The organism is Blastococcus sp. KM273129, assembly GCF_021698995.1.
GTDB lineage: Bacteria > Actinomycetota > Actinomycetes > Mycobacteriales > Geodermatophilaceae > Blastococcus.
Map to the genome: position 1 here is coordinate 22,603 of NZ_SSXB01000019.1, position 12,651 is coordinate 35,253.

The 12,651-nt window shown below is 74.6% G+C and carries 10 protein-coding genes; 1 reads left to right on the plus strand and 9 read right to left on the minus strand.

Annotated elements, in window-relative coordinates:
- Nucleotides 1-11 precede the first annotated feature (11 nt).
- From E9565_RS08150 to E9565_RS08185, 8 genes are all read right to left on the minus strand, one after another.
- On the minus strand, nt 12-677 hold the full coding sequence (locus E9565_RS08150; protein WP_236834535.1) for a 3-oxoacid CoA-transferase subunit A: 666 nt from the start codon (nt 675-677) through the stop codon (nt 12-14).
- 45 nt (nt 678-722) lie between these two features.
- A complete protein-coding gene (locus E9565_RS08155) occupies nt 723-2,411 on the minus strand; it encodes a tripartite tricarboxylate transporter permease (RefSeq protein ID WP_236834537.1) in 1,689 nt (562 codons plus the stop codon).
- A gap of 3 nt (nt 2,412-2,414) precedes the next feature.
- The gene (locus tag E9565_RS08160; protein WP_236827149.1) at nt 2,415-2,867 is read right to left on the minus strand and encodes a tripartite tricarboxylate transporter TctB family protein; all 453 of its coding nucleotides are present in this window, start codon (nt 2,865-2,867) and stop codon (nt 2,415-2,417) included.
- Between the two features lie 79 nt (nt 2,868-2,946).
- Nucleotides 2,947-3,951, minus strand: a complete 1,005-nt coding sequence (locus E9565_RS08165; protein WP_236834538.1) for a tripartite tricarboxylate transporter substrate binding protein — start codon at nt 3,949-3,951, stop codon at nt 2,947-2,949.
- A gap of 52 nt (nt 3,952-4,003) precedes the next feature.
- Nucleotides 4,004-4,999 carry a tripartite tricarboxylate transporter substrate binding protein gene (locus tag E9565_RS08170; RefSeq protein ID WP_236834540.1) on the minus strand — a complete coding sequence of 332 codons (996 nt, stop codon included), beginning with the start codon at nt 4,997-4,999 and terminating at the stop codon, nt 4,004-4,006.
- A gap of 134 nt (nt 5,000-5,133) precedes the next feature.
- Entirely contained in the window at nt 5,134-6,684 is a 1,551-nt protein-coding gene (locus tag E9565_RS08175; RefSeq protein WP_236834541.1) for an acetolactate synthase large subunit, read from the minus strand.
- A 103-nt stretch (nt 6,685-6,787) separates the two neighbouring features.
- A complete protein-coding gene (locus E9565_RS08180; protein WP_236827145.1) occupies nt 6,788-7,288 on the minus strand; it encodes a MarR family winged helix-turn-helix transcriptional regulator in 501 nt (166 codons plus the stop codon).
- 38 nt (nt 7,289-7,326) lie between these two features.
- Nucleotides 7,327-8,346: a hypothetical protein gene (locus tag E9565_RS08185; protein ID WP_236834543.1), complete on the minus strand. Its 1,020-nt coding sequence runs from the start codon at nt 8,344-8,346 to the stop codon at nt 7,327-7,329.
- Nucleotides 8,347-8,688: 342 nt separating this feature from the next.
- Here E9565_RS08185 and E9565_RS08190 point away from each other — a divergent pair, with 342 nt between their 5' ends.
- A complete protein-coding gene (locus tag E9565_RS08190; RefSeq protein ID WP_236834545.1) occupies nt 8,689-9,969 on the plus strand; it encodes an alpha-hydroxy-acid oxidizing protein in 1,281 nt (426 codons plus the stop codon).
- Between the two features lie 157 nt (nt 9,970-10,126).
- Here E9565_RS08190 and E9565_RS08195 read toward each other — a convergent pair whose 3' ends face one another.
- Entirely contained in the window at nt 10,127-12,586 is a 2,460-nt protein-coding gene (locus tag E9565_RS08195) for a penicillin-binding protein (RefSeq protein WP_236834547.1), read from the minus strand.
- Nucleotides 12,587-12,651 lie beyond the last annotated feature (65 nt).

The following is a 12,651-nucleotide window of genomic DNA, read 5'->3' on the forward strand; positions in this document are numbered from 1 at the left end:
CGGGGTGGCCGTCACGCCGCCACCTCCACGACCCGGTCGACGAAGATGCCCGGGGTCACGACGGCCTCGGGGTCCAGCTCACCGAGTTCGACGAACTCCCGCACCTGCACCACGGTGAGCTCGGCCGCGGTGGCCATCGTGGGGCCGAAGTTCCGCGCCGCCTTGTTGTAGACCAGGTTGCCCCAGCGGTCCGCCCGCAGCGCCTGCACGAGCGCGACGTCACCGCGCAGCGGCTCCTCGAAGACGTGCCGTCGTCCGCCGATCACGCGCACCTCCTTGCCGCGGGCCAGCAGCGAGTCCGCGCCCGCCGGGGTGAAGAAGCCACCCAGGCCCGCCCCGGCGGCGCGCATCCGCTCGCTGAGGGTGCCCTGCGGCACGAGCTCGAGCTCGATGTCCCCCGCCCGGTAGAACTCCTCGAACCAGATGGAGCCGGCCGACCGCGGGTACGAGCAGATGATCTTCCGCACCCGCCGCTCGCGGATGAGCGCGGCGACGTCGGTCTCCCCGCTCCCGGCGTTGTTGGTGACGATCGTCAGATCCTTCGCGCCCTGCTCCAGCAGCGCGTGCACCAGTTCGACCGGCACCCCCGCGGCCCCGAACCCGCCCACGAGGACGGTCGCGCCGTCCTCGACGCCCTCCACCGCGGCGGCCAGCGAGCCGACCCTCTTGTCGATCACTGCGCCTCCGGTGGTGCGGCGTGACGAGGTGCCGGGCAGGAACGGTCAGCCGCGGTCAGGGCCCGGCCCCCCGTCCTGCGCCTTCGGGGCGGTCGAACCCGGCGCGCCGGTGGAACCGGAGCCCTCCCGCGGCGCCCCGGCCGGGGCGCCCGCCGCGTCGTCGGTGTTCTCGTAGCCGGGCGTGCCCTCGGGCTCGGCGGTGGTGCCGGTCGCCGCGAGGTCCTCCTCGCCCGGCATCGACGGACGGCTGCGACGCCGCCGGCGGCGGATCCCCTGGACGGTGCTCCAGATGACCACCAGCGCCATCAGGGCGAACAGCGTGCCCGACATGGGCCGGGTGAAGAAGATCGACACCTCGCCGCCCGAGATCAGCATGGACCGGCGGAACGACTCCTCCAGGATCGAGCCGAGGACGAACGCCAGCACCAGCGGCCCCGGCTCGAAGCCGGTCTTCTTCATCAGCCAGCCGATGATGCCGAACACCAGCACGACCCACATGTCGAAGACGTCGTTGTTCACCGAGAAGACGCCGGCCATCGTGACCAGGAGGGCGAACGCGGCGAGGATGCCGGCGCGCACCCGCAGCAGCTGGACGAAGAACCCGACGAGCGGGATGTTCAGGGCCAGCAGCATCAGGTTGCCGACCGCCATCGAGGCGATGACGCCCCAGAAGATCTCGGGCTGCTGGTCGATCAACTGCGGGCCCGGCTGGACGCCGTTGAGCAGCAGCGCGCCGAAGATCAGCGCCAGCACGACGTTCGGCGGGATCCCGAGGGTGAGCAGCGGGATGAACGCCGAGGTGGACGAGGCGTTGTTCGCCGTCTCGGGGCCGGCGACGCCCTCGATGGCGCCCTTGCCGAAGCGGGTCGGATCCTTGGCGCGGCGCTTCTCCATCCCGTAGGAGGCGAGCGAGGAGATGACGCCACCACCGCCGGGGAGCACCCCGAGGAAGAAGCCGAGCACCGAGCCACGGGCGATCGCGCCGGAGGAGTCCTTGAAGTCCTTGCGGCTCGGCCAGATGTCCTTGATCTTGCTCTTGAGCGCCTGCGCCTTCTCGGTCTTCTCGACGTTGTAGAGGATCTCGCCGACGCCGAAGAGGCCCATCGCCACGGCGACGAAGTCGAAGCCGTCGAACAGCGAGATCGACCCGAAGGTGAAGCGGTTGGTGCCGGTGATCAGGTCCTGCCCGACCGTGGCCAGCAGCAGGCCGAGGGCGGCCATGGCCAGGCTCTTCACCGGGTGGCGGGTGCCGAGGTAGGTGACCAGCAGGATGCCGAGCGCGGTGAGGGCCACGTACTCCGGGTCGCCGAACTCGACCGCCAGGTCGGCCAGCGGTGGCGCGAGCAGGACCAGCCCGACGATGGAGACCGTGCCGCCGATCCAGGAGCCCACCGCGGCGATGCCGAGCGCGGGGCCGGCCCGGCCCTGCTTGGCCATCTGGTAGCCGTCGAAGGTGGTGACCACCGAGGCGGCCTCGCCGGGCAGCTGCAGCAGCACCGAGGTGATCGTGCCGCCGTACATCGACCCGTAGTAGATGCCCGCCAGCATGATGACGGCGGTGACCGGCTCGATCTCGTAGGTGATCGGCAGCAGCAGCGCGATGGTCGCCGTCGGCCCGAGACCGGGCAGCACGCCGATGACCGTGCCGATGAGCACGCCGATGAAGACGTAGAGCAGGTTCGTCGGGTCGAGGGCGACCGAGAAGCCCTGGCCGAGACCATCGAGGATGTCCATGCCTCAGCTCCCCATCGGTGCGAAGACGACGCCGTCGGGGAACGGCACGGACAACAGCTCGACGAAGACGAAGTGGAACGCCAGCGCGCCGAGGACGGCGAGCGGGACGGCCCAGCGCCACGGCTCCCGGGCGAAGATCCGCAGCCAGAACAGCAGCATGAGCATCGCCGAGACCAGGAAGCCGATCGTCTCGAACAGGATGATGAACACCGCGAGGCTGGCCAGGCCCAGACCGATCCCGAGCGTGCCGCGGGTCCACGGCTCGTAGTCCTCGGGGTCGTCGATGAACAGCACCACCACCCCCGTGACGGTGAGCAGGGTGGCCACGATGAAGGGCCAGAGGCCGGGGCCGGGCGCGCTCAGCTCGCCGAGGCCGAGGTTGCGGGCGCCGAGCATCGCGGCGGCACCGAAGACCACGAGGATCAGCGGCGCGAGCCGGTGCAACTGCTTGGTCATCGATTCTCCGGGGGAAGGCACGTGCGCGAGCGGTCGGCGGCGGGGACCGGCCGGGGCCGGTCCCCGCCGCCGTGGGGGATCACTCCTGCAGGATCGGCCCGTAGGCCTCGACGATGTCGTCGATGCGGGCGGAGAACGCCTCGCTGTCGATGAACTCGTCGGGGACGTACTGCTCGCCGAGCTGCTCGCGGACCTCGTCCTTCTGGAGGCAGGTGTCCACCGTCTCCTCGAGCGTCGAGACGACGCCGTCCGGCACGCCGGCCGGGGCGGCGAGGCCGAAGACCGAGACGCTGCTGGTCAGCTCCTCGAAGCCCGACTCGGCCAGGGTCGGCGCGTCGATGTAGTCCACCGGCTCGGCCGGGCTGACCGCCAGGGGCACGAAGCTGCCGGCGTCGATGTTCTCCAGCACGTCCTGCGAGCTGTTGATGAAGATGGCGTCGACGTTGCCACCGAGGATCGCCGTCGTCATCTCGGCGTTGCCGGTGAACGGCACGGGGGTGACCTCGACGCCGTACTCCTCGGCGAGCCGACGCAGCTCCATCGCCTGCGAGGTCGTGGTGCCCGGGACGCCGACGTTGAGCTCGCCCGGGTTCTCCTCCGCGTAGGTGAAGAACTCCTCGGCGGTGGTGAACTGCGAGCCCTCGCCGACGATCAGGGCCGACGGGATCTCGGTGACCGCGGCGATCGGGACGTAGTCCTCGTTGGTGTAGCCGACGTCGTCCTGCAGCGGGTTGGTCGCCGACGCCGGCACCGCGATCAGCGACAGCGTGTAGCCGTCGTTCCCGCCGGCGATCATCGCCTGCATGCCGACCGAGCCGGACGCGCCCTCGCGGTTCTCCACGACGACGGTCTGGCCCAGCTCCTCCTCGAGGCAGCTGCCGATCGTGCGCGCGGCCAGGTCGGTCGGGCCACCGGCGGCGTAGGGGACGATGAGGTTGATCGTCTCGGTCGGGTAGTCCGACGCCGCGGCGTCGCCGCCGCCACCACCGCCGGTGGTGCTCTCCCCGTCGTCGCCACCGCAGGCGGCGAGGGTCAGCGTGGTCGCGGCGATCAGGACGGGCCAGGTGGAGCGGGAACGGCGCATGGGTTCCTCCGGTGGTCGGGGGCTGGTCGTACGGGCGTCTGGTGCGGGAGCGTCAGCCGAGGATCGGTTCGTAGACCTCCTGCGTGCGGTCGAGGACCTCGGCGAGCTCGTCGGCGCCGGCGAACTCCTCGAGGACGTACTCCTCACCGAGCTGCTCCTGCACCTCCGGCTTCTCCAGGCAGGTCTGGAGCGTCTCCTCCAGCGTCGAGACGACGTCGTCGGGCAGGCCGGCCGGACCGGCCAGGCCGAACGTCGAGCCCGACAGCGTCAGGCCGTCGTAGCCCAGCTCCTCGAACGTCGGGGTGTCGGGCAGCCAGGACAGCCGCTCCTCCGGCGAGGCCACGAGCGGGACGAAGGCGCCGGACTCGATGTTCTGCACGACGTCGCTCGAGGCGTTGATCAGCACCGCGTCGACGTTCCCGCCGAGGAGGGCCGTGGTCATCTCGGCGTTGCCGTTGAACGGGACGGCGGTGACCTGCACGCCGTGCTCCTCGGCCAGCCGCTGCAGCTCGATGGCCTGGGGCGTGGAGGCGCCGGGCGTGCCCACCGTGATCGTGCCCGGCTCGGCCTCGACCGCGGCGAAGAAGTCCTCCGCGGAGGCGTAGGGGGAGTTCTCGCCCACCGCCAGCACCGACGGCACCTCGGTCATGACCCCGACGGGGGTGATGTCGTCCTTGGTGTAGCCCACCTCGTTGGCCAGCGGCGTCAGCACCATCGTGCCCGCGGTGACCAGGGAGAGGGTGTACCCGTCGGGCTCGGCGCCGACCAGCTCCGTCGTCGCCAGCGCACCGGAGCCGCCCGGCAGGTTCTCGACGACGACCGTCTGCCCCAGCTCCTCCTCGAGGCAGGCGCCGACGGTGCGCGTGGTCAGGTCGGTCGGGCCACCGGCGCCGTAGGGGACGAGCATCCGGATCGACTCCGTCGGGTAGGACGACGCCTCGCCGCCACCGCCGCCCTCGGCAGCGGTGCCGCCACCGCTGTCGTCACCGCCGCAGGCGGCCACCAGACCGATCAGGGCCACGCTCGCGAGGCCTGCCGAGATACGCATGCTTCTTCCCCCCAACGGTCACCGCTGACCGGTCTGCCCGAGCCGGGACGCACCCGGCTCGTGGTGTGGATCACCTGGATACAAGCACAGCGCCGGAACGCGCATCGCCCCGGGAGGCAACGATCCGGACTCGGTCAGCTGACGGACAGCACGGCGTCGATCACGTGCGGTCCGGGCTGCGAGACGGCCCGGCGGAACTGCTCGGCGAACTCCTGGGCCGTCGTCGCGCGGCTGCCCGGGACGCCCATCCCGGCGGCCAGCGCGACGAAGTCGAGGTCGGGCCGGTCGAGCTCCAGGAGGTCCCGCGAGCGCGGCCCGGAGGCCTGCGCCCCGACGTTGCGGAGCTCGCCCTCGAGGATGCGGTAGGAGCGGTTGCTGAACACGACCGTGGTCACGTCGAGCCGCTCCCGCGCCTGGGTCCACAGCGCCGAGATCGTGTACATCGCGCTGCCGTCGCCCTCGAGGCTGACGACCCGCCGCCCGGGGCAGGCGACGGCGGCCCCCGTGGCCACCGGGAGCCCCTGGCCGATCGCGCCGCCGGTGAGCGTGAGCCAGTCGTGCCGCGGCGCCCCCGCCGTCGGGAACGGCATCTGCCGGGTGGAGGTGACCCCCTCGTCCACGACGACCGCCCCCTCCGGCAGCAGGGCGCCCAGCGCCGCGCCGACGGCGTCCGCGGTGAGCGGGCCGGTGGGCAGCTCCGGCCGGTCGAGGGGCTGCAGATCGGGCTCCACCCCCGGCGCCACGAGGTCGGCCAGCCGGTCGAGCGCGCCGACGACGTCGTCCGCCCCCTCGGCGAGCACGTGCACCTCGCACCCTTCGGGGACCAGGCTGCTGGGGCGGTCGGGGTAGGCGAAGAACTCGACCGGCGGGCGCGCCCCGACGCAGACGAGGTGCCGGACGCCGGCCAGCCGGGCGGCGACCTGCTGGCCGGCCCGGGGCAGCCGCTCGACGGGCGGCAGGCCGGCCCCGCGCTCGAGCCGGGCGGGGAAGGTCTCGCAGAAGAGCGCCGCCCCGGTCGCCCGCGCGATCCGGCCGGCGGCCCGCAGCCCCGGCTCCCTCGTCGCGGCCCCGCCCACCAGGACCGTGCAGGGCTCGCCGGAGCCCAGCAGCGCGGCGACGCGGGCGACGGCGTCCTCCGGCACGGGCCGGGGGCCGCCCGCGGGCTGCGGTGCCGCGGGCGCCGCGCCCTCGGACCACGAGACGTCGGCGGGCAGGATCAGCGTGGCGATCCCGCCGGGGGCGGTGCGGGCCGCGGCGATCGCCTCCGCCGCGTCGGCCGCCACGTCCGCGGAGGTCTCCGAGCGGCGCACCCACCGGGACACCGTGCCGGCGAGGGCGTCGATGTCGGAGTCCAGCGGGGAGTCGTACTGCTTGTGGTACCCGGCGTGGTCACCCACGACGGGGACCATCGGCGTCGCGGCACGGCGGGCGTTGTGCAGGTTGGCCAGCCCGTTGGCCAGCCCCGGCCCCAGGTGGAGGAGGACGCCGGCGGGCCGGCCGGTCATCCGGCCGTAGCCGTCCGCGGCGCCGGTGGCCACGCCCTCGAACAGGCACAGCACCCCGCGCATCTCGGGGACGGCGTCGAGCGCGGCGACGAAGTGCATCTCCGAGGTGCCCGGGTTGCCGAAGCAGACGTCGACGCCGCCGTCGACCAGCGTGCGGATGAGGGCCTGCGCGCCGTTCACGCCGCACCCCCGGCCTGCTCGGAGCGTGCGTGGCGGAGGTCACCCGGAGCACCCATGGAGGGCACCGTACGGGTGCCGCGGGGCCGCCCCGCCCCCGGGGACCTCAGCGCCGGGTGCGCGTGGCGGCGGAGACCCGGGCGAGGGCGTCGGTGACGACGGCGGCGTCGTCGCCGAGCAGCGTGAGCAGGTGGGCGACGAGCTCGTCGTGCATCGTGCGGGCCGCGGTGACGCGGGCCCGGCCGGCATCGGTGAGCCGGGCGTGCAGCAGGCGCCGGTCGCCGTCCACCCGTTCCCGCACGACCAGCCCCTGGGCGACCAGGCGGTTGATCGTGCTCGTGACACCGGGCCGGGAGAGGCCGACGGCCTCGGCCACCTCGCCCATCGTGGCCCGTTCCCCCGGCGAGTCGGCGATGCGGCGCAGCGCCTCGAAGCCGGTGAGCGAGAGGTCGTGGTGGCGGTGGAGCGCCGAGTCGACCCGCCGGGTGACGCGGTCGTGCACCTGGACGATGCGCAACCACGTCTCGGCGGGACGGGGAGCGGCTCCGGGAAGAGCGGCGGCGTCCCGGGGGACCCCGCGCGCGAGCGCGTCCTCGGACAGTGGCACGCGGTCACAGGTCCCCTGATCGGGCGACCGCGAAACCGTCAGATCGCGGAGACCGGGCCGACCGCGCGCCGGCCCGCGTGCTGGCGGCCGGCGACCGAGACCAGGCCGGCGGTGGTGACCACGAGCGCCACCGCCGCGATGGTGAGCGATGCGAGGGAGACGACCCCGCGGACGGGCGCCACCTCTTCAGCGGCCGCGACCTCCAGGGGCACGCTCGTGCTCACCGCGGACTCCGCGCCGACCAGGTCCAGCGTGGCGGGGCCCGCCGCCGCCGTGCCGGGGATGCGGACGTCGACGCGGATCTCCCCCGCCCGGTCCGCGGTGGTGCTGGCCAGCACGGTCTCACCGCCGTGGAGCAGGACGTCCACCCGCTCGCCGGGCATGAAGCCGGCGCCGCGCAGGAGGACCGTGCCGCCCGCCTGCACCTGGGCGCCACCGCCCACGGAGCCGGCCGGGAGGACCGCGCCCGCGGCATCGGAGGTGCGGGGCGCCCCACCGCCGGTCGTGGTGCCCGGGTCCGTCGGCGCCCCGGTGCGGCCGGTGGCCGGGGCGGGCGCGGTCGTCGTGCCCGCGTCCCGCGAGGTGCCGGTGCCCTCCTCGGCGGGGGGCGCGGGCGCCGGCTCGGCGGCCTCCACCCGGGCGGTGGGCGGCGCCGGCGGGGGTGGCGGCGGGGACATGGCGGCCTCGCAGTCCTCGACCGTGGGCCGGGTGAGCGTGTAGTCGGCCAGGTCGTCCACGAAGGTCACGCCCGAGCCGTCGCGGGCGGTGAACTCCAACCGCGGGTCGATGGTCTCGCCGGGAGCGACGTCGCCGGTGCGCAGCACCACGCTCGCGTAGGGCTCCAGGACGGCGTCGTCCTCACCGGACGGCGTCCGTCCGGTGGCGAGGACGACGACGTAGGGGGCGCTGCCGGCGACGACCTCGACCACGATCCCGCCGGGGCGGCAGCTGGGGCCGTGGGTCACGCGGGCGTCGGGACGCGCGGGGTCGTCGACCGCGCGCGCCGGGGCGGCGCCGGAGACGGCGAGGCCCAGGAGGACGACGAGGAGTCCGGTCACCACACCGGCGGGGAGGGCACCGCGGGCCACCCGCGCCGACGTCTCCCGCGCCGGCCCGGCGATCTGCCCCGAACCGCTGTTCAGCCCTGCTCCCCCTGTTTCCGGTGCACCTGAGTTCCGAGGATGAGGGAAGTGACGCTTCGTTGCCAGCCCGTTACGAGCGTGTCGCGCGTGTCGTGCGGCGTGTCGCCAGATTCCCCGCTGCTCCCCCTCCCCGCGAACCACGGGACCGTGCGATCTCATCCCGGCCCGGTACCCGCGGTCGGCCGCTCGCACCCCCCGATCGGGGCGACCGCCCCGCCCTGCGTCATCGGCCGTGAGGCCGGTCACTACGGTGACCGCGTGGACGAAGCGGGCGCCGGCCGACGGCGGCAGAACGAGGTGTACCGGGCCGGCGTGTACGGCCGATCCCCACGGGTGCCGGTCGGCATCCGCCGGCTGCAGGAGCGCGCCAAGCGGGCGCTGGACGCCCGCGCCTACGCCTACGTCGCGGGTGGCGCCGGCGACGAGGTGACCCAGCGCGCCAACCGCGCCGCCTTCGACCGGTGGGCCGTGGTGCCGCGGGTGCTGCGCGACGCGAGCGTCCGGGACACCTCCGTGGAGCTCTTCGGCCGCCGGCTGCCCGCCCCGCTGCTGCTGGGGCCGGTCGGGGCGCTGGAACTGGTGCACCCGGAGGCCGACCTCGCCGTCGCACGGGCCGCTGCCGCCACCGGCGTGCCGATGGTCTTCTCCAACCAGGGCTCGCGCTCGATGGAGGAGTGCGCGGCCGCGATGGACGGCTCGCCGCGGTGGTTCCAGCTGTACTGGTCGACCTCCGACGAGCTCGTGGAGAGCCTGGTCCACCGCGCCGAGAAGGCCGGCTGCGACGCCCTGGTGGTCACCCTCGACACCACGATGCTCGGCTGGCGCCCGCGCGACCTCGACCTGGGCCACCTCCCGTTCGCGCTGGGCAAGGGCATCGCGCAGTACACCTCCGACCCGGTGTTCCGCCGGCTGGTCGAGGAGCGGGCCGCCGCGGCCGGCCCCCGCGACGCGCAGCCGCGGCCCACCCCGGCCGCCGTGCGGGCGCTGGTCACGATGGCGCGTGCGTGGCCGGGGTCGTTCCGCGAGAACCTGCGCTCGCCGCTCCCCCGCGCGGCCGTCGAGACCTTCCTGGCCATCTACTCGCGGCCCTCCATCAGCTGGGACGACCTCGCCTGGCTGCGCTCCCGCACGAAGCTGCCGATCCTGCTCAAGGGCGTGCTGCACCCCGACGACGCCCGGCGCGCGCTCGACGAGGGCATGGACGGCGTCGTGGTGAGCACCCACGGCGGGCGCCAGGTCGACCGGTCGATCGCCGCGCTCGACGCACTCCCCGACGTCGTGGCGGCGATCGGCGACCGCGCGCCGGTGCTGCTCGACAGCGGCATCCGGAGCGGCGCCGACGTCTTCACCGCCGTCGCCCTGGGGGCCCGGGCGGTGCTGCTCGGGCGGCCGTTCGCCTGGGGACTCGCCCTGGCCGGCGAGGCCGGGGTGCGCCAGGTCGTCGAGGACGTCGTCGGCGAGTTCGACCTGACGCTGGGCCTGACGGGCCACACCGCCGTCGACCAGCTCGGCCCGGAGATCCTGCGCCGCGTCGGCTGATCGTTCCGGGCGGTCCCGGGCCGCGGGTTGACGGCACCTGTGAGCTGGGTCACAGTAGGGACGGGCGGGGGAAGCCGGGAAGACAGTGGCTACCCACCGCTGGGTAGACCGACCAACGCGGCCAAACCGCCAGGACCGGCCCCCCGCCCCTCCAGCCCTACTGCACCGCGTCCGGCGGCGGCTGCGGCGGCTCCGGCTCCGACGGCGGCGGCTGCGGCGGCTCCGGCTCCGACGGCGGCGGCTGCGGCGGCTCCGGCTCCGACGGCGGCGGCTGCGGCGGCGGCGACGGGGGTTCCGGCGCAGGCGGCGGCTCCGGCGCGGGCGGCGGCGGAGGCGGCGGGGGCGGTGCCCAGCGGGCTCCGTTGCTCACCAGCACCGTCACGGTGGCGCCGCGGTCCAGCACCGTGCCCGGGCCCGGGTCGACACCCAGGACCGTGCCCGGCGGCCGGCCGCTGTCGACCCGCACCAGCGAGGCGCCGAGGTCACGGGCGCCGAGCAGCCCCCGGCAGCGGGAGACCGAGCGGCCGGCGCACCCGACGGGCACCGCCTCGCGCGTGCCCTGCACGAACGCCGGGTCGGCCGGCGCGAAGGGCACCGGCTCGCGGGCACCCAGGACCGGCGCCATCGCGTCGTGCCAGATCCCCGCGGGGATGCCCCCGCCGAAGCTGCCGACGTCCTCGTTCCGCTGCGGGTTGTAGATCATGACGGCGGCCGCCAGCTGTGGCGTGTACCCGACGAAGGTGGCCGAGAAGGTGTCCTGCGTCGTCCCGGTCTTCCCGGCGATCTGGTGCCCCGGCACGTAGGCGCGTCGGCCGGTCTGACCGGGGAAGCCCGGCTCGACGTCCTTGCGCAGGGCCTGGTTCAGGGTGTTCGCCAGCCCCGGGGCGACCACCTCGCCCTCGCACCGCGGCCCGCCGAGCGGCTGCCCGTCCTCCCCCAGCAGCGGCTCCCCGGAGCGGTCGAGCACGCGCTGGATCGGCGAGGGGTCGCACCGGGTGCCGCTCGCGGCCAGCGTCGCGTAGGCGTTGGTGAGGTGCAGCGGGCTGGTCGCCTCGGCACCGAACGTGAAGGAGCCGCGGTTCTCGGCGACGACCTGGTCGGCGACCGGGTCCAGCGAGGCCAGCCCCAGCCGCTGCGCCATCCGCACCGGCGCCTCGACGCTGCCGAGCTGGTCCTCCAGCGCGAGGAAGTAGGTGTTCGAGGACATGTAGAGCGCCTGCTCCATGTCCAGCCGCTCCCGGTAGCGCCCGGCGTTGCTCACCTCGTAGGGCTCGTCGCCGTCGCGGTACACCGTCGACTCGTACGGGTCGGGCGTGGTGATGACGTGGTCGAGACCCAGCCCCTGCTCGAGCGCCGCCGCCGCGGTGAACACCTTGTACGTCGAGCCGGAACCCTGCCCGGCCACCTCCGGCAGGTTCACCACGGTCTGCGTCGGATCGGCCTCGTCGCTGCCGTAGGTCCGGTTCACCGACATCGCCAGCACCCGGCCGGTGCCGGGCTCGACGGCGGTGTAGACGGCCGCGCGCGGGTCCTCGAGCGCCAGCGCCTGGCGGACGGCGGCGTCCCCGGCCTGCTGGACGGCCGGGTCCAGCGTCGTCTCGACGGTGAGCCCGCCGGTCTCGATCGTCTCCTGGTCGATGCCCAGCGTGCCGGTGAGGTAGCGGAGGGCGTAGTCGCAGAAGAACCCACCGATCCGGGCCTCCTGGCAGCCGCGCGGCGGCCCCTCGCCAGGGCTGAGCACCACCGGCTCGCGGCGCGCCTCGGCGACGGCGGCGGGGTCGGCCAGCCCGAGGTCGGCCATGCGGCCCAGCACGACGTCGCGGCGCTCGGTGGCCCGCTCCGGAGCCGTGAACGGGTCGTACTGGGCCGGGCTCTGCACCAGCCCGGCGAGCGTGGCCGCCTGGGCGAGGGTCAGCGCGTCCGGGGTCACGCCGAAGTAGGTCTGGGACGCCGCGGCGACGCCGTAGGCCCCGGCCCCGAAGTAGACCCGGTTCAGGTAGCGGGTGAGGATCTCGTCCTTGCTGTACTCCTGCTCCAGCGCGAGGGCGAGCTGGGCCTCCCGCAGCTTGCGGGCGATGCTCTCGTCGGTCGCGGCCTGCCGCGCGTCGGGGTCGGTCGCCGTCTGCAGGCGGATCTGCTTGACCAGCTGCTGGGTGAGGGTCGATCCGCCCTCGACCACCTCGCCGGCGCTGAGGTTGCGCAGCAGCGCACGGGCCAGGCCCTGGCCGTCGACGCCGCTGTGCGAGAAGAAGCGGCTGTCCTCGATGGCGACGAGCGCGTCCTTCATCACCGGGGCGATCGCCTCGCCGGGGACCACCGTGCGGTTGCGCCGGTAGAACTCGGCGATGAGGGAGCCGTCCGCGGCCAGCACGCGGGTGTTGCCCGGCGGCGTGCGGTCGAGCAGGTCGTCGCCGACCGGGCGCAGCACGTCCGTACCGGCGCGCGTGGCCAGCGTCGCCCCGCCCACGACCGGCAGCGCGAAGCCGGCGACCAGCGCCCCGCCGAGCACGACGGCCAGGGTCAGCTTCAGCAGTGCGCGCCCCCGGCGGCGGCGCGGGACGTGGGTCTCCTCCACCCCGGGCAGCGGCAGGCCGTCGCGGACGGAACGGGGCGACACGGATCTCCTCGGCGCAGGGGGCAACGGCGGCTCCCGCGGGCGGGACCCCGTTCCTCGTTACCCCT